Source organism: Xanthomonas arboricola (assembly GCF_002940665.1).
Classification (GTDB): Bacteria; Pseudomonadota; Gammaproteobacteria; order Xanthomonadales; family Xanthomonadaceae; genus Xanthomonas; species Xanthomonas arboricola_B.
Genome location: NZ_MIGY01000005.1, coordinates 1 through 17540 on the forward strand (window position 1 = coordinate 1; position 17540 = coordinate 17540).

Sequence of the window (17540 nt, forward strand, 5' to 3'; positions counted from 1 at the left end):
CGGTTCCGCGCATGAAGGGGCATCCGTTGGGTCGTACCGAATAGTCTATCGAGGTGGGCGGTATTTCAGCAGCCTGCTAGGCAAGCTTGGACCAGCGCTCATGAAACGACCTCGTATACGCGGCTCTCCTATGCAAGGGTCGCTCGCGCCCAGGTTGGCTTCGCGGGTGCTGACATAGCGGTTGAGTAGGTGGTTGAGTGCCTATTTCACTGTGACCATAAAACGAAATAATCACTTTGTGTCTCCGGCGCGAAGGCGATTTCCACCCTGGCCATCTTCCATAATGGTCACGCAGCATCTATTCAGTTTCTTTTGCGTATATGCGTCATACGGTTTAGACCATCTACGCCCATAAGGAGCGCATAAATGCCTATGTCTTTCTCGCGAGCCCTACTCTCCGTCACATTCGGCCTGGCAGTTGTAACCACGTCTACCGTTGCTGCCGCAGCACAGCAGGATGGAACACAATCTCAGCGAGCATTGAACGATCGGGCGACCGCAGACCTCCGCACTCGCATCGGGGCCACGGGAGAGCGGATCGAGGAGGCTCTGCGTGGCGGCGCAATCACGAGCGTTCGTGCGACCACGCTTCAGCGCCAGGTGGAGCAGACCCAGGCGAGCATGGACCGCCTTTCTCGCCAACAGGGTTTCGTGAGTGCAGGAGAATTTGCCTCCTACAATCGCACCTTGGGTGCAATCGATGTTGAACTCGATCGTCGCGGCGTCGCCCGCAGTTACGGAAATGATGCGTTGGTGGCATCCGACAGCAAGGGCCAGGCTCGAAGCTTCCGCTACGATTGCCAAAACGAACCGGTCGCAATTGCCATCCCAGGGGATCAGCTCGACCGCGCCCTCGACCAGCTGCGCTTGACGACCCGCTGTCCGATTTCTGGCACCGATCTCGCGCGCGGTAAGCGTTCCCAGCCAGTGGTGGGCACAATGACTCCAACCGCCGCCTTGCAGGCAATGCTCAATGGAACAGGCCTCCAGATGCGTTCGATCAAGGGCGGCTTTGAGGTTCTCCGTCTGCCTCGGTGATGAGGTGGCCAGAGTATCGATGGGCTACTAACCGACCATGTGCACGAGGACGGTTGATCGGTAACAACGGGTGAGCACTCTATGGAGCTTTGTAGTCCATGGCTGTCCAGTATCGACCGCTGAGTCCAATTACGGATAGAACTTGCGAACGGTCTCGTTGGTCTGGTTGATCAGGGTGATTTTCGACATGTATCAAACTCCTTTTGGTCGCAGGGAGAAATCCTATGTTGACCATTAGTGCAAAACGAATTGGGTAGCACAAGCTAGGGTTCCGCTCTTTTGAGATCTGCTTCGCTTTTTCTGAGGCTGGAAGAGTCACCTGTAACGGGCAGCCCCATGCGTGCGCACAAGCACCTGGTCGCCCATAAAGCGTGGCAAGGTCAGCCCACCATAGGAGATCTTATTCAGCGATTTTTTTAGGCTAGTCATCCGACAACTTGGGTAAAAGAACCACGTAAAAGCCGGGAAGTGGCGCTCTGACGCTCGGGCCAACTCCCTTTTATCAGCCCCGCTGATGTCAGCATCCATCAAGCGCTCTCCGAAGGTCTGGCGTAGCGCTGAGAATCCGCTTTTTTTGATGCCATGAGAGCGCAAGTATCGAGCGAACTTGCTCCTAAGCCATGCGGCTGTGTCGGCTGTTCGCTCCCTCTGGCTGGTGGGAAAGAGTTCCCGCCTGTCCTTGCTTTTGATGGCTGCGACGTAGTCCGGAAACCCGGCATCAAGCAACACTTTCGGCACCGGAATTGACCCTGCGCTATGCCTCTGTCGAGTTCGGTGTTTGGAGGCAGTGGCGCCTTCCGATTCCGTCGCAGCTCGATTCTTGAGCACGATGCACATCAGCCCGGCGGGCTCGATGATGTCGTCGATAGACAGCGCAGCCGCCTCCGATGCCCGGACACCCATGTAGAGTCCGAGCAAGGGGGCCCAAAAAAGCAGCGGTTCGTTGGCTGCCCATTGATCGTAGGCCGGAGATGCGAAAATCGTCGCTAGGTCGCTCTCAGCAAGACGCTGCGGGCGTTGGCGGTGAGATTCGGCATTCATAACGAATGCTGTGCTTGCGGTGCTGCGAGGTGTTCGAAAGGTTACTTTGCCAGGTAGGCATTGATTGAGGAGAGAGGACAGATGTTCGGCAGTAGGCGTGCTGGTGATGCTCATGATTGAATTCCGAAAGGGTGGGGAAGGGAGGGTGGAGAAGGGCGTTGAGGTTTGAGCCGGCTGCGTCAGTCGTTTGGCCTCCGTCTTCAGTTGCCCAACAACGGGGGGCGAAGCAGGCGACATAGCGGTGGCGACAGCACCGCAACAAGGTTGCAAAACCGGACATCAGGGCAGGGCACGGTCAGGGGTAAAACTTGCTCGGGTCCGCCAAACACTCCGAAAACTGGCCACGCTCATACTTGGGCAACTCGACCGGCGGCTTGTATTTCGCCAGAATTCTGATCTGCGTGGCCCGGGCAAGCTTTGGCTTCTTGTGGAAATACGCGTCGTGCAAGACGGGCACGTTCTTCCGCAGCGAGTGGCCGGTGATGAGAGCGATGTCCTGGTCGGACACGTTCTTGTGGTGAAGCTCGGTGGCGAGCGTGTGGCGGAACGCATGAGCACCGATGCCCTTTCCGAAGCCCAAGGTCTTCATGTAGCAGCTGAACTGGTTCACCGCGCCTTGGCTGTATCGCGCATTGGTCTCTCCAGTCTCCCGGTTCACGCCCGCAGACAGATGCGGAAAGAGTCTGGGATGGCCAGTAGCCTTGATGTCCTCAATGAAATCCAGGAAACCAGCATCCAGCAATGGTTTGGGGATGGGCAGGGTGCGAACTGCCGCTTTGCCTTTTAGGCTTTGACGGCTCCTGTCTCGGTCCTTATGCCTGAGATCGGCGTCGACCGTTTTTTGGATGCGGATACACCAGACCTTGGCTTCTTCGACGATGTCGGCGACCTTCAGCTGAGCGAGCTCGTTGATGCGCGCGCCCGTGTAGAGCGAGATCATGGGGAGCCACCACCGGTGGGGATACTTCTTGGCCCAAGCCGGGAACGTCTTGGGTGAAAAGATGCGCTGAAGCTCTTCCTCGTCGAACAAGCGCTCGGGCTTGCTCGTGTCCACGACCAGGTCCTTCTTGATTTCGGGGAATGCGTCCATCGGCGACATGGGAATCGCCTTGGCTTTCACCAGCTTGCCGAAGAAGGTCACCAGGAACCGCCGGTGCTTCTCCAGCGTGGCGGGAGCGGGCGGCGTCACACCGAGTTCCTTACCAAGGGCAACCGCCTGCTCGAACGTGTATTCCCGATACTTGAAGTCGGACAGTAGAAGCGGTGGTGCCCAACGCAACAGGTCCCAAAGCTTGTAGATGTGAGCGTGGTCGATGCGCGACACAGGAACGTCACCACAGGCAATCCGCAAGAACTTCAGCGACCGAGCCGTGTCTTCGACGGTCTCTTTGGCCAGGCCGCACCGCTCGCGGTGCCCGAGGTAATCCGAGATCTCGACCGAGAGCAAGCGCGCCGGCGATCCGAGTGGCAGTGGCTCTGGGTAGAGCGTCCGATTCTTACTGAGGCGCACTCTACGGGAGCGCTCATCCGCGCGGTCAAAGAGTTCTAGTGCGTGGATCGCGGCTTCGCGACCCGTGATGTTGATTTCGGTCGCTCGGATGTTGCCGACGTGCACGCCCTTGATTTGCAGGAGGCCGAAGGGGGAGGTGATGTAATCGCGGAGCTGTTGCTGGACTGTAGATGACACGGCTTGCTTCCATTGGAATAATGGAAGTAGTGATAAAACAGCCCAGAAATTCGTCAATCAAAAAGGGCAGTTTTTTGATTTGCTTGAAGCAAACTCTACCGTAAAGGCCCAGCCTGAATTTCTGCCAAAATTATTATGTCTGGTTTAAGTGTGGTGGTCCTATATAATTCAAGGGTTTAGCGGCGCGTCGGAAAATAATTTCGAGTGGTTTGCCTTGTCATTATTGTACTGTTTAATGCAAATAAGCTAACTAAATAAGTTGATATGTTAGTTTTTAAGGTGTACAGTTCCTAAACGGAATTATCGGATGTTAGTATTATCTTGGTATATAAAGCAGCCGAAAGGAGGAGTTAACTAACATGGATCACTTCGAAGGCGTGGTATTGGACTAGCTCCGAGCCAACCGCGCGCTGCATCAACAGTCAGTGCTGCATCCAGCTCAACGAAGGGGCCAACCCCGACACCAGCGGTCCCCATTGGTATTACGATGCCGTCGGCGTGAGCTTCAAAGAGCAGGCCGCCACCTGTGTGAAATCACCTACGCGGCAAAGGCGCCATCGCTTTTGGGGCGGCTGCGGGCATGGGACCAGCATTGGGCCGGATTGAAGCTAACGTTGGTGAGGGACAGCGGCGTGCCAGCGGGGTGGTCCGTAAGGCCCTGGCTGTTCGTGCCGCAGGCTCACGCGGAGCGCCTGAAGAGCAGCTTCGCATCGCTAGGCACACTACCGAGCCCGCGAATCACGTTCCTTGAGGATGTTGTGCCCTGGCGCTACCGGTCTTGGAATCGGGGTGCCTACGAAGACCCGGCCGACAATGAGTTGCTCGGCCTTGGCTAAGCTGAGTTTCAATTGCGTAGGGCGACGGTGACGCCTGCATCAGAACTTCCTGACAGTCCAAGGGGTGTGAGACCTATGGTTTCAGCAATGCCACAGGAGCAGTCTGATGCTGCCGGATGCGGGACCGATGGTCGCTCACCCCGCGAGACGCTTGAGCAGCGTCAAGCCGGCAACCAGAGTATCTAGAGTAGAGATCCCGTGCACGGGCAGCGGCTAGTTACCATCCAAGACTCCTCGAGCTGAGCTATGCTCCAGCACTGGGCCGAGTAGACAGTCTTGTTCGTCAGCTGCTTGCGGCAGAATTCTTAGTCAACTGCCTGTACATCAAACTCAAAACAGGGATGGAGGACAGAGCGAGGCACGTATAGATTCCTGGTTGCATCGACGGGCTCACAAATGTGCGCACGGTCTGTCATTCCGGGGACACTTGCCTGCGGTAAGTAGTCGAAGGCTCATCGAAAAAGGAGCAGGGGGGGACGAAGGCCTCTCGTTCGGAGGTCAGAACGGTAGGAAATAAGGGAAGGTGCATGATGCGCGCAAGACATGGAAAGACGTTGGTGACGTGTGTGGTGGGCGCTGTGCTCAGTTGTATGTTCAGCGCAGGCGCTTACGCGCAAGCGGGCGTGAGTTCGGATGTTCCTGCGCTCACTGCTCAGAGTAGCCGAGCTGTCGCTAAGGAAATCGAGCCGGCGCTGCAACGATTTGTAGACCAACAAAAGCGCTTGCCAACCCAGGCCAAGCAAGTGCTGGTGAAGGCCACCCCAGACCCCGTCACAGGTATCGTGTGGATTGATCTCGATTCTGGTTACCTGCCAAAGGATGCGCCGGTCTTCACTGAAGATTTCGGTGCAATGGTGAGGGACATTGAGAACGAAGGCTATGAGCTGATAGCGGGGGTGGTTAAGTTTCGTTACATCAAGGTGCGTATCGGCGGGAAGGAGATCAATGAGATCTATCCGCCGGAGCATTCGAAGAAGAAAGGGGCGGGGGCGAGCACAACTGCTGCCGCTGCTCCTGTAGCGGGTTTGGTTGTTCTGAATCCCGGCCATGGGAAATATCTCAACCACTCCGACGAAACGTGGCGCTATCAACGCCCGACGCCCTATGTTGGAACCACTGATATCTATGAAGATACTGTCACGCCAGGCTATTCCTCCATGCTTGCAAGCCTGTTGACGGAGCGAAGTGCCAGCACTGCAACCAGCATCAAGCACACGCGCGATATAGGCAACACCAACGTGGACCCCGACAGCGGCCTGGCGTGGGCTGCACTCGGGGCCCGTTACTACTTGAAGCGGCTCTACCCTGCTTTGGGTGCTACCATTTGGAACAAATTTCCAAATGGCTCTCCTTCGCGGAAACAGCCGGACAGGGCTAACCTTCGCGAATACGACGATGACATTCGGGCTAGGCCGGAATACGCAAATTATCTCAATGCTGAGACGTTGATTTCGCTACATACCGATGCCAGTGACAATGTTTCCGCGCGGGGCGCAACCGTCATCGCTAACATAAACGACGCTGATTCAAATCAGCTTGGGTTGAATATCCACTGCTACGTCACAGAGCAGATTCGACAGCTTCCCGCTTACTCAACATATCCAATTCGGCCAGGCGTTAGAGATGGTGCTAACTACGGTGAGGTCCGAGAGGCATCAATGCCGACGGCCCTTATCGAAGTTGGCTTTCATAGCAATGCTGACGACTCGACAGCTCTCCGAAATTCGGTTTTTCGTGCTGCTGCCATGCGTGGTGTTGAGAAGGGTTATAGGACATTTAAGGCAGGTGAGACGACCTGCTTGCCCTTTAAGATTGCATCCATCCCCACGGCCTCTGGCAAGTTTCGGATTCGGTTCCCAGTGCCGGTCACACTTCAGGGTCATCCACGGTTTCCGGTCACTGTGGTGACTGTTCCTGTCAGCTGTCCGTCGACCTGGACGTGCGGTAGTAAAACAAACTCTTTCACGAAGGCGGTTGATAACGTGGTAACCCCTACTTATTACTGCGATGCTCCAAGCACCAAGCCTGCGGCAAGCTTTAAATGGAAAACAACTGTCAAAGATGCGGATGGTGTGGTGACGGCTGCCGTTGAGCACATGACGTCGTGCTCTCCGGGCACGTAAGTTACACGTTCTGGATATCACTGCAGGACAGAAAGAGCCGTAAGGCTCTTTCTGCTTCAGGCTACCATTTGCAACCAGCGCGGCTTGCTTGTTGAGAAATCCGGATGGGCCGGGCGCGAGAGCTGGGCGTCTCAAATAATGCGACAGCGCTGCCCATACTGATGCCTATGGACCGAGCCGAGCCACGCCTTCACCTCGAACACCTGGACGCAGCCGTGCCGACATTGAGGGCGTCGAGTCCTGACCTCCACCACTTCTGGCGAGCATTTTCAAGCATGGCCGCCGCCATCGAGAGCAAGGCAACGACGAGCGAGGACGCGCGGTTTGTCGGCCGTCGGGCCGAGGAAATCTTGTCCTGGCACGGGCTAGAAAACATGGACGAACACGTCTGAGTCATTGGTGCCGACCAGCCCATCCCGATGCCTGCGTTCTTCGCATGCGCAGCGATGCTGCGTAGGGCAAGCATGCACAGGTCCACAGTGGCCATCACTGGCTGCAAAGCCCAGTCATCGCCTGCTGACATCAGTCACCCGTCCATCCGAATGCCGCTTGGTCCGCAAGCCTTGTTGCCTTGTTGGCATCTGCATGGTGCTGTCTCCACCAACGCTGGGCCTCTCAAAGGGACCTTAGCTTCGCTGTCCCGACCGCAAGGGCGAGCCTCCTTCTCGACGCTGGCGCTCTGTTGCGGCCCTCCGCTGCGCGCCGCTGCCGCGGTGCTCACTCTCGGGTGCGGTCGAGCCGAACGCTTCGCCTGCCGGTTCCCACGAGGCGCACAACGCGCTGGTGGAGACAAACCGATGAAGCGCACCCAGGACCGAGCAGTTCAGTATCAACTCCAGATGGACGAGGAGGGCATCTTGCTCGCAGCAGCCCACATCCTCGAACGACGGCTTCAGCGCCAAGGCCGGATCCACAGCCCGGAGCAGGCCGGCAGCTACCTGGTCGCTCGATGCGCCCATCTACCCCACGAGGTGTTCGGTGTTCTCTTCCTCGACACCCAACACCAGGTCCTGACCACTGAGCATTTGTTCACCGGCACCATCGACGGGTGCGATGTCCACCCGCGAGTCGTAGCAAAGCGTGCCCTGGACCTCAACGCCGTCGCCGTCATCCTGTTTCACAATCACCCGAGCGGCAACCCGGAGCCCAGCGAAGCCGACCGCCAAGTCACCGAACGCCTGAAGCAGGCGCTGGCGCTTCTCGACATCCGAGTTCTCGACCACCTGGTCATCGGTGGCAAGAAGAACGTCAGCCTGGCCGCAAGGGGGTGGGCATAGCCCGCCCCCTCTTTGCTACCCTTTAACTTCAAAGGAGAAGGCGATGAAGCTTAAGCGGGAAGCTAGAACACTGAAATCCAAGTCTTTGGCCTCATTGCGCCGAGGACTTGAAGCCTTTAATAGTCACGATGATGTTGGTCGCCCCGAGGTAATCTTGCTGCTGCTGCAACACGCTAGCGAGATGCTTACGAAAGCGCTTTTAGTTCAAAAAGACGAGGATGTATTTGACAAAGAAAAGGGGACATCTATCGGGCTTGAGAGATCTTTGAAAATCGGGCTGTCAAAAGGTTGGCTAACCGTAGCTCAAGCAGGGTCTATTCGGGTTATTGATGCTATGAGAGATCAAGCTCAACACTGGATGATCGTTGTTCCTGAGGACGCGCTTTATATCAATTCGCGAGCACTTATTACAACGTTGGATGAAATTCTTTCTCTTCACTTCGATGACTCTCTTGCAGATCACCTTCCTTTGCGAGTTCTTCCGCTTTCGACGCAGCCCATTCCCGATTTCATCATGTTGGTTAATCGGGAATACGCTCAAATTAGAGAGTTGTTAGCCCCGGGCCGCCGTGCTCGTGATGAGGCGAGAGGGCGAATCACGGCCTTATTGGCGATGGAAGCACACGTGAGCGAAGAGGTTTCGGTGTCAAGACGAGACTTGGATCGAATCGAAGAGGCAATAAAGGGCGGGACGCCGGTGGAACAGGTATTTCCGCGCCTGATGACATTGGCAACCGATGTTGCAGGTGAGGGTCCCACTATTCGTGTTCGAATCACCAAGGCTCCAGATGCTCCTGGAATTCGTTATGTGTCTGGTGACGATCCTGAGGGGGCAGCCGCTATACGCGAGGTGGATCTTCAAAGGAAGTATCACTTAAGCCCTAGTGCTCTTGCGGATAAGCTTGGTTTGACTAACAGCAAGGCCAAGGCGGTGCGAGATCTACTACGTGTGGATGAGGATCCAGCGAATGTTATGGTTTTTGAGTTCGGCTCCCAAAAGCATCCTCGTTACTCGGATAACGCACTTCGGGTTTTGAAGGCAGCCATCAATCCAGAATTAGTCGATCGTGCTTGGAGAGAGCGTGTCAGACGTCGTTAAGATTTATGTAAAGCGCAAGCTTTGGGTGGGGCATTGATGGCCACGTGTTGGGCCATACAGTGAGCGGCTATGATTTAATATCTAGTGAGCATGTTGTCATGCAGGGCGGTGTAAGGTATTTCAATTTTTATTTAATTGAAGTCGGGAATTGCTTTTGAATTTTTTATCTTTTGATCTATTGCATTGCATAACTCGTATGTGAGAGCGATTAGGGCTTCCATCGCCAACTTTGCTCTTTGATATTCAGCTAGGTTGGCATCATGTGTCTCTTCAAGAGAAAGTGGCTCTTGGCAAATCATGGCATAACTCACTGCCGTTTTCGTAGGGTGCTCGACTTCAAGGTAGGTTCCGTCATCCTGCCTAGCCATTTCGGGAAAGGGGGCGATTGAGCGAATCGAGCGTGAAACTTGGCCGAGAAGTAGGCGAGATGAGAAGGAGTGTGCAGCCAGGTCACGGAAATTGCTCGTCAGACCGGAGTATTCATCCCCATCGAGAAGGTGCAGATTTCGCTGGAAATCCGAAAATTTTGTCCAGCGCTCTCCCAACTTGCCCAGCTGTTTTCGCCTATCTGATCTTCGCAATGGTTTCCCGGGGCGATCGTCCTGCACAAGCCTGTCAGGCTCTTCTGGCGAAACAAATTGGTTGGCTTGATGGATAAGATTTTCTGCGGTCAAAGCTAGACGGTCTGCGAAGCTGCTGGGCTGAAGCATGCAATAGAAAGCGATCGGTTCCAAAAAGTGATTAAGAATTTCCCATTTGCGCTCCTCCTCCTGATAGTTCGAAACAACGTCGTTCCAAGCTGACCACTCATGAATGCGAATTCCCCAAGCATTGAGTAAGTTGATGCTCTCTTGGACTTCGCTGGAAGCTCCCCAAAACCAGGCGAAGGTTCCTTTTGTATCGTTGACCTTTTGAACGATATCGTAAGAGGTAAGGCCGGGATGCCGGTCCATGTGTTGCTCAAGGGCCGTCTGAAAACGCGTATAAGCTTGAAGGGAGAACGATTGCCAGCAACGCCAATGCTCTTCAGTTTCATTATCGGTCGGCATTGCATCCTCCAGATGCTGTCCCAGTTCCTACCATTGTAGGGTTGCTGATTGATTGTTGGAATTCTGCTTTCCCTTAAAGGGCACCGGTCCTCTTGAATCGTGCTCTTTCATCACAGCACAAGCGAGAATCCGGAGCACGGCGAAGTCGGCGGCGCCGTAAGCCTGCCAGCAGGTAGCATAGCCCTCCTTCACCTGCTCAGCCTGCCGAAGCTAGACTGCCAAGGCAGATGCACTTCCAAGGAGCAGGAAATGAAAGCGTTTCGCGTGCGCGGGATTGTCTGGGAGACCGACGGCAAGCGTCCAGCATTGCCCGGGGGAAGCCACGGTCGAATGCGAGAGCGAAGCAGACATCGCCGATGCGCTCAGCGATGCATACGGCTGGCTGGTGAGCGAGATTGCCGTCGTAGAAGAGATTGATGTCGGCCACGGCAGTGGATCGGGGCAAGGCTGATCGGTGGCCATCGCCTAGCTATTCTGGCCGTTGGGGCACACCCGTGCTGCTGGCGATTTGGAGGCAGGATGGCAGCCGGCAAACGTTGATGCTCATAGTTGTGGAAGCGCGGGATCGATGCGTGCCGAGCAAACTCCAAAGCAGGTAAGCTCTTCCGAGAGATGGCGCAACGCATGGAATCGGCAATGACCAACCAGCCAAAGGCCGGAGAGTTTTTTATTTGAGCCCGACGTTGACAGCGATAAGCCGTTCCGAGAGCTTTCCTGTTAAAAGCGCCGAAATCCCTGAAGATCTTGCAAAAAATGACATCTCGTTCATCGATGCATCGGACATCTGACCGCCCTCGGGCGCGACAAGGAAGGAGCCTGCACCATGTGGCACTTGTAAGGCATTCAATTGGATGCGCAAATAAATAAAGGCTAACCGCCCTTCACTTGCCTTCTGCCATCCTGATTTTTGAAGCGAAATCGGAATCCGGCCAAGCCAGCCTAGACATGCGCACAATGCCGGTGGACTCAATTACATAAAAAGCCAAATAATCAAATTCACCGTCCGACATAACTTTCTTGTAGCGAAGTCCTGGGATGTTAAAATTTTTCACGAGCTCGGTAGATCCCAAGAGCTGATTATGCATGATCCATGTGGTTGTAGCCGCTACCGCTGATAGAAGTCGCTGTCGTTTATCGTCGTCCTCACCACACTTGTCAGCTTCGTCGGCCAAGTCTTGGGTGAACCAGTCGACTTTATTCATGGCATCTTTTGTTGCGGACGGGCGCGATTTACCGTGTCTGATTGCAACTCAGCTTTCTTTTTCGCAACGCGCAATCGCGACTCTTCTAGAACAAGCTGATAGTAAGCCTTGTCTAATGTATTAACGTCGCGCCCAAGTGGTCCGCCTAAGAAAAATTTCTCGGGGGTGTCCGCTTTCAAACGCTCTTCATCATTTTTCATGGTGATCTCCTAACCTTGATTCATTGTCGCCTTTTACCGACAATTGTCAAACTGAAGTCTCAGGAGATTTGAGATTGTAACTGCGTCGAGAGTAGTGGTGAAAATTTGATTTCCAACACGCTCGCCATGGAGTGGATGACGCCCTTGTGCTTCCGAGAGATGTCTATTCCGTCTATCTTAGCTGGAGCCAACTTAACGATGAGCTTGGTATTTTTAGGCAGCTCTGCACGTAAACGTGCCGCCATGATCCCCTTCTTCAAGTCGAAACAAGGGTCCATGTAGCCGCCTGGAACCTTGAGCAGGTAGTGATAGCTGGCGTATCTGACCCGGCTATGGATACACACGATGGTGCCGCTGGGCAACTTCGCGGGAGGATTCCAGTCGGCAACAACCTTTACATTTTTTTGTAGAGAGCATGGGCGATTTCATCGATCTCGAAGCCTTTTGGCTTATCGTTTATCCCGGCCGACTTCTATTTTTCTAGCAAGCGCTTTGCCCGCTGGTATGGGATGTCCAAGATCGATGCCACGCAGGCAGCCGCACAATCCCATTCGTCTTCCTGCGATACAATTTCGTATTTCCGCATGCGTCCTATCCTTGTCTGAAGTTGCTGCATTGTATGGCTATCCATACAGCTGGAAACGGCCGCGCTCAGCTGTCCATGGCGAAGGGTAGGGCGGTAGACTCTTGGGCAGAGCAATGGGTTGACACCCATGGAGACCGAACGCATGGAAACGAAGACGATCAACGAACCCAAAGTCGGTGAGTTCTTCCAGTTACGTCCCGATGCCCGCAGAGGCGGAAAAGGCCACGGCGTGGTCTTCGAGAACGAGAAGGCATTGCTGTCGCCGCCGCGGCTCATCTTGAAGCCGGACGAGGGTGGGTTTCCGCCACTGCACGAGACTCCGCGCTTGGTCCACATCCCCAGCGAAGGGGAGTTGCCGCACGACCTGGAAGGGGGCTTCAGTGGCTATTGGTTGGTCTCCCAACGGCTTCGCCAAGTGATGGAGTCTGTGGACGCAGATGCCTTCGTTTTCGCTGACGCCGACTATCGCCTGGCCGATGGCTCCAAGGGACCGACGGTTTTCCTCTGCGATGTCGTTCGCACGTTGGATGCCTTGGACGAGGACGCGTCCGAACTCGACATCAAGATCAGCGATGACTATGAGGACGGAAAGTATTACAGCTTGGCAGGCGGGAGTCGTTTGGCTTTCAAGCGTGACGTGCTTGGAGAGGCCCACGTTTTCAGACTTCCCTTCCATGGCGGTGTTTTCTGCGATCGGGTGTTCAAGGACGCTGTTGAGGCAGCGGGCATTGGCACTGACGGCCACTCGGATGGCCTCTGGTTCTACGACGTAGTGAACCGTTGACGCGAGTCGCAAGCCAACAGGAAGGAGCCTGAGTCATGCCGAACTATCGGACGCTTTTTCAAGATCATCACAACATCGAACAGCAGACGCTCAAGAACAGCGAGTTGCTGGCGAAGCTTCAAGAGACGGGCCGGTTCGACATTCACGCCCCAGAGAATCGCCTGTTCTTGCCGTCCGATCCGCAGTTCGCGCAGGCGTTGGACATTACGCCGCACAGCGGCGGACCTCTTGGTGCCTACCAAGATGGCGTGATTGAGCGCTTGGACGACCTCCAGGCGACTCGGGATGGTCGCGCCGCCTTGCGTGGCGACCCTGAGGCATTGGACCGCGTTGCCCAGCGTGTGGAGCAGTTGCGCGACACCATCAAGGTCGGCTTGATCAATGGCGACTTGAACACCAACACGCCCGTGGGCCTTACGTCCACGCAGGCGAGCGCGAAAGTCCAGAACTTTTTCCGTGACACCCCGGGCTATCACGAAGCCCATGCTCCACAAATCGATGCCCTGAAAGGCTTCACCGGAGTGGATCACGGCTGGGGTGGCGTGGCGAATTCCGAGTCTCGCATTGTCACCGCGCTCGATCAGATCCAGGTCAGCAGCACAGCCATTGCGCGCGGCGGGAATCCAACGCTTCAACGAAGTGGGCTATCGCTCGCTATTGCCAATGCCCATCACGACGGACGTGTGGTGCTTTCGGAGCAGGGCATTCTCAAGGTTGAGCAAACCCTCGGCGAGGAAGCCGCGCAGAACCTGCGTGTGCCGCGCGGTCAGCGCGGTGATGTCGCCATGCAGCTATTGATGGGCGAGGCCTCTGCTCGGGGCCTGACGCGTGCCGGCGGACTTTTGACTACGGGCACGGATGCGGTCATGACCGCGCTCACGGCGTCTGCGCTGATGGAACAGGGCAACACTACAGCGGCGCAGTCAGAGGTGCAGCACGCCATTGCTCGCAACGCGGGCGGCTGGGCTGGTGGTGCGTCCACGGCAGGGGCGCTGGGCAGCAGCGGAGGCTTTGTGCCCGCGGCTCTGGTGGTCGGCGACGCCGTCTTGATGAGCAAGGCCTTCGACAAAGGCGCCGATCTGCTGGACAACCGCGCCATCTACCACCAGACCGACAAGGCGGGCGTGGAGTGGCAGTTCAATGGCCGGGATTGGGAACGCCAGGGCGCTTTCGAGCGCGGGGCCGATGGACGAGACACTCCTAGTCAGGCTCCGGTAGGGGCTAGCTACGCCAAGTCCCAGCAACTGGGCGCCGTGGCAAACGCCAAGGCGGCCGAGTTCGCGCTGGGCAAAGCACCGCCGCCGCAGGATCCGTTCAATCTCCCGGCCAAGCCGAGCGACCAGACGGGATTGGACAACCAAAACTGGCAGCGCAATCCGACTACCGAGTCTTGGGAACGCCAGGTCAAGACGGGTGTGGCGGGTGCAAGCGACCAGGGTGTTTACGAGCCTCAGGCCGCTACCCCGGCACAGGCGCAGCGTTTGAACCAGGAATCCCTGGCTCGGATCGAGAACAACATTTCCACTGGTCGCGAGGCCATCGCCCAGGCCTATCTGGAAAATCATGCGGCTCAGCGGTCACAGGATTACGGGGTGGTGGTGCCGGCGGCAGTGGAAAGCGCCCGGGCTAAGCCCGACCAGGTCCAGGGCCATAACGGCCAGCTCTACCAGCGAAACGATGCCGGGCAATGGGCGGGCAAGGACGGAGTGGCCGCTGGCAACCTGGCGGTGGAACTGGAACTGACGAATCAGATGCGCCAGCCCTCGCTGGAGCGTGCCCAGGAGACCTTGGCCGCCATCCAGTCGCGGCCAGCGCCCACGCCGGCGCAGATGGAGCACAACGAGCTCCTGCATCGATACCGGGCTGCGGGCGTTGACCTCAATGCCCAGGAGAACAACCTTCAGGCGGTGGAGCTGGCTAGCCAGCGCACCAAGCAGACCGAAGGCCTTGCCGGCCCGACGATGCAGCAGCTGAAGCCGAACGAGCAGGGGCAATACGGCTACGACAGTCCCATTGCCCATTACCAGACCGGACCCGATGGCGTTGCCCACCAAGTCGCGTTGACGACCGCTGAGGAGCTGCGCCAGGCCAAGGCCGAACTCGGCCACCCTGCTATGGCGCATGTGCCTACGCTGGGGACGGTATCGGTGACCGGGCCAGGGCGCAGCAAGGAGCAAGAGGCCGAACCGGCGCTGGAGAAGGCGGCCGCTGGTCCGCTACTGGCGGACAACCCTGCACACCCGGACCACTCGACCTATCAGCAGATCCACTCCTGGGTGCGCGGCACGGGAAACTGGAACGAAGAAGAGACCAGAAATGTCTCAGCTGCGCTTTACAAGCAGCAGGTGGACGACCCGTTGCTCAAGCGGGTGGACAGGGTCACGGGAGGCTTGGGAACGATGGCGCTCAGAACGTCGTTGCGATCTATGCCCCACACGGGTTGGACAAAGCGCCGCAGTTCCATGCCCACGTGGATGGGCGCGAGGCCTCCCAGCAACCGGCCCAGCAGAACCTCCAGCAGGCTGAGGTCATCAAGCAAGATCAGGTGCGTCAACAGGCGCTGGAACAGACCCAGCAGCAGACAGTCCAGCAGGAACAGGGGCCCAGAATTACGATGTAAAAACGGAATGCTCGCGCGGTTTCCATCCGATGGTGAATTAAAGATTCAACATGTTTGAGAATAGGCAAAACCTGCGGGAGGCACCTGCTGGTATCAGGGGGCACCGCGGAAGAGGAAAAGCCACACCCTTGAAGTTGCAATAGCCCAGAAGGTGTGGCGACTCCGAGGAGCTTAGGCAGTTACATGCAGTCCGCTCTTTGCCTTAGCCAGCCGGGCATGGTTAGCCAGGTGCTCCGGATCAGGATGCAACGAGTGAGCACTAGGGAGACGCAGAAACTTCCCGTCTAAATCTTCGTAGTCGGTTCCTATCAGAGATGGAGCTACTGCAATGTGGTGCTCTGTGGTGACCCAAATAAGTCCAAGATCAAAAAGCGTGTGGATGTCTGCGCGTAAAAGCAGTCCGTTGTCTATCCGGTTCGTATGATCTCCTCTGTAAGGGCAAATGTGAGCAGCCTCTAGCACTGCTATCGCGTTGCTTCCAGTGATGGCGCAGCGTCGCTCGTAGGCCTCAAGTAGCTGATCCCTGAAAGTGGATTGGCCCCGCCGTTGGGCCACTGCTGTAGGGCCCACACGCGCGCGTCATAATCCGAGTCGAGAGGCGGTAGGTGTTCAAATGCATGGCCCAAGGCCTCGGTCTCGGCCAAGACGATTTCGCTCTCTGGAAGCTGCACTGCTTCCCAGTCGCCTTCCCCGTTCCGTTGCAAATCCCAGTGCCCATGAATTTCTGGCCTGAAGACTTGATATGTCACGCTGCGACGCTTTCCATGGCGGAACAGCCGGTCTCTTGGATGCCCGGAGTCAGAGTGCCAGTTCTTTCTTGATTTATCGAAATGCCGCCTATTGGCATCGTTAACCGTCAAAAAAGACAGATTGGCACCCAAGTCTGAGTGGTCTTCTTCGCCATAGTTTTGGCTCAGCCAATGTTGAATTTGAGCAAGAGAAGAGGGCTCTTGGAGCGCCGCCACGGCCTCAGCAACATGCCAATACTTCGCCGAGACTTTTCGCCGACGTTCGTCTTCGCCAATTGGTAGCTGGCCGGTATGCTCGAAGGTTAGCTTAAATCCGTCAGCTTCGAGCGTCTCAACCCGCCCAACCAACGTGAAGTCGGGTTCGAAATCGTTTGTCAAACGTGTGGCGTTTCCCAACTCGACCTCTCGTGGGTCATCGGACGATGCCACAACGACGCGGATGGGAATGTTCTGCTCAAATGACAGTCGTAGGTGCTTTAGAAACGTGTGCTTTCCGGCACCTTTCCAGTAAGTCGTGCCACTCTCATAGCTCAACCTTCCAGGCGAGAAGTCATGTTCCCAGAGGCTGACTATCACCTGCCTTGGCTCTTCTGAGATTGCCGAATAGGTGAACTGCGGATTGAGCAGCTCTACGCCGTATTGGCGGAAAGCTTGAGTGATGCGCATGCGATTTCCTTTTCTAAATGACACCAAGCGACTGGTGATTACATCAAAAATATGTTTTGTTTTTCTGAACTAGGTTTGAGCGGATGCCCGGTCATAATAGCGACGTCGGCGCAGGGACTACCATGGCGCATGATTTGAGATTCAACCAGCTCGGATGCCATTTGTTCTTTGCAATTTTTCGACTAACTCTCGCTAAGTAAGCCTCGGGCGAGGGTGGCGGCGTAATCCTATGCCGTCTTTGGTTGCACACAACGTGCGCAGCAACGACGTTCTCTGGCGTGTCACCTCCTCCATCTTGCTTTGCGAGCAGATGCTCCGCCGAGCATTGGAACGGCCGCGCAGAGCGCGGGCGCAAGCCCAGTTCGTCTGGCGAGGAGAGCCACATCGGACGGCAGCAGTAGAAACAGCGGCCTGTCTGGGCGTGAAAGGCGTTGGTGCGAAGGGTTTTGAGGCGTTTCTTGCTCATAGAGGGCTCCGGAATCAAAAGAAGATTCCCGCGCCTCCTAGCAGGCTGCTGAAATACCAGTCGCGACGAAGCAATCATCGGCCAACGTGTGAGCCAGCAACTGCGATGCTGATCGCT

The 17540-nt window shown here is 56.2% G+C and carries 14 protein-coding genes and 2 pseudogenes; 8 read left to right on the top strand and 8 right to left on the bottom strand.

What is annotated here, in order from left to right:
- Window positions 1-366 precede the first annotated feature (366 nt).
- Window positions 367-1038: an STN domain-containing protein gene (locus tag XarjCFBP7645_RS21005; RefSeq protein ID WP_146096408.1), complete on the top strand. Its 672-nt coding sequence runs from the start codon at window positions 367-369 to the stop codon at window positions 1036-1038.
- A 315-nt stretch (window positions 1039-1353) separates the two neighbouring features.
- Here XarjCFBP7645_RS21005 and XarjCFBP7645_RS21010 read toward each other — a convergent pair whose 3' ends face one another.
- On the bottom strand, window positions 1354-2193 hold the full coding sequence (locus XarjCFBP7645_RS21010) for a site-specific integrase (protein WP_258079598.1): 840 nt from the start codon (window positions 2191-2193) through the stop codon (window positions 1354-1356).
- Window positions 2194-2374: 181 nt separating this feature from the next.
- The gene (locus XarjCFBP7645_RS21015; protein ID WP_181126444.1) at window positions 2375-3766 is read right to left on the bottom strand and encodes a site-specific integrase; all 1392 of its coding nucleotides are present in this window, start codon (window positions 3764-3766) and stop codon (window positions 2375-2377) included.
- Window positions 3767-5129: 1363 nt separating this feature from the next.
- Here XarjCFBP7645_RS21015 and XarjCFBP7645_RS21025 point away from each other — a divergent pair.
- From XarjCFBP7645_RS21025 to XarjCFBP7645_RS21040, 4 genes are all read left to right on the top strand, one after another.
- Entirely contained in the window at window positions 5130-6725 is a 1596-nt protein-coding gene (locus tag XarjCFBP7645_RS21025; protein ID WP_080995410.1) for an N-acetylmuramoyl-L-alanine amidase family protein, read from the top strand.
- Between the two features lie 167 nt (window positions 6726-6892).
- A complete protein-coding gene (locus XarjCFBP7645_RS21030; protein ID WP_095575246.1) occupies window positions 6893-7117 on the top strand; it encodes a hypothetical protein in 225 nt (74 codons plus the stop codon).
- A gap of 405 nt (window positions 7118-7522) precedes the next feature.
- Complete coding sequence (locus XarjCFBP7645_RS21035) at window positions 7523-8002, top strand: JAB domain-containing protein (RefSeq protein WP_104539030.1); 480 nt, start codon at window positions 7523-7525, stop codon at window positions 8000-8002.
- Window positions 8003-8045: 43 nt separating this feature from the next.
- A complete protein-coding gene (locus XarjCFBP7645_RS21040; protein WP_081711146.1) occupies window positions 8046-9101 on the top strand; it encodes a hypothetical protein in 1056 nt (351 codons plus the stop codon).
- A gap of 131 nt (window positions 9102-9232) precedes the next feature.
- Here the strand turns inward: XarjCFBP7645_RS21040 and XarjCFBP7645_RS21540 are convergent, their stop codons facing one another.
- Complete coding sequence (locus tag XarjCFBP7645_RS21540) at window positions 9233-10150, bottom strand: hypothetical protein (protein ID WP_146096409.1); 918 nt, start codon at window positions 10148-10150, stop codon at window positions 9233-9235.
- A 249-nt stretch (window positions 10151-10399) separates the two neighbouring features.
- Between XarjCFBP7645_RS21540 and XarjCFBP7645_RS22055 the strand changes: the two are divergent.
- A pseudogene (locus XarjCFBP7645_RS22055) lies at window positions 10400-10601 on the top strand (hypothetical protein).
- Between the two features lie 430 nt (window positions 10602-11031).
- Here the strand turns inward: XarjCFBP7645_RS22055 and XarjCFBP7645_RS21050 are convergent.
- From XarjCFBP7645_RS21050 to XarjCFBP7645_RS22060, 3 genes are read right to left on the bottom strand one after another with little or no spacing between them, the layout of a single operon-like run.
- On the bottom strand, window positions 11032-11352 hold the full coding sequence (locus XarjCFBP7645_RS21050; protein ID WP_104539031.1) for a hypothetical protein: 321 nt from the start codon (window positions 11350-11352) through the stop codon (window positions 11032-11034).
- Window positions 11349-11552, bottom strand: a complete 204-nt coding sequence (locus tag XarjCFBP7645_RS21545; protein WP_146096410.1) for a hypothetical protein — start codon at window positions 11550-11552, stop codon at window positions 11349-11351. Before XarjCFBP7645_RS21545 ends, XarjCFBP7645_RS21050 begins: the two co-directional genes overlap by 4 nt.
- 59 nt (window positions 11553-11611) lie before the next feature.
- Window positions 11612-11914 (bottom strand): hypothetical protein, encoded by a 303-nt coding sequence (locus XarjCFBP7645_RS22060; RefSeq protein WP_258079599.1) that lies wholly within the window; start codon window positions 11912-11914, stop codon window positions 11612-11614.
- 366 nt (window positions 11915-12280) lie between these two features.
- Between XarjCFBP7645_RS22060 and XarjCFBP7645_RS21060 the strand changes: the two genes are divergently transcribed.
- Both XarjCFBP7645_RS21060 and XarjCFBP7645_RS21065 read left to right on the top strand, forming a co-directional pair.
- Entirely contained in the window at window positions 12281-12922 is a 642-nt protein-coding gene (locus XarjCFBP7645_RS21060; protein WP_104539034.1) for a DUF1629 domain-containing protein, read from the top strand.
- Window positions 12923-12957: 35 nt separating this feature from the next.
- Window positions 12958-15542: pseudogene (locus tag XarjCFBP7645_RS21065) on the top strand (XVIPCD domain-containing protein).
- A 171-nt stretch (window positions 15543-15713) separates the two neighbouring features.
- Here the strand turns inward: XarjCFBP7645_RS21065 and XarjCFBP7645_RS21070 are convergent.
- A complete protein-coding gene (locus XarjCFBP7645_RS21070) occupies window positions 15714-16112 on the bottom strand; it encodes an HNH endonuclease (protein WP_104539032.1) in 399 nt (132 codons plus the stop codon).
- Complete coding sequence (locus tag XarjCFBP7645_RS21550) at window positions 16007-16957, bottom strand: hypothetical protein (protein WP_146096411.1); 951 nt, start codon at window positions 16955-16957, stop codon at window positions 16007-16009. The genes XarjCFBP7645_RS21070 and XarjCFBP7645_RS21550 overlap by 106 nt, the downstream gene beginning before the upstream one ends.
- Between the last annotated feature and the right edge of the window lie 583 nt (window positions 16958-17540).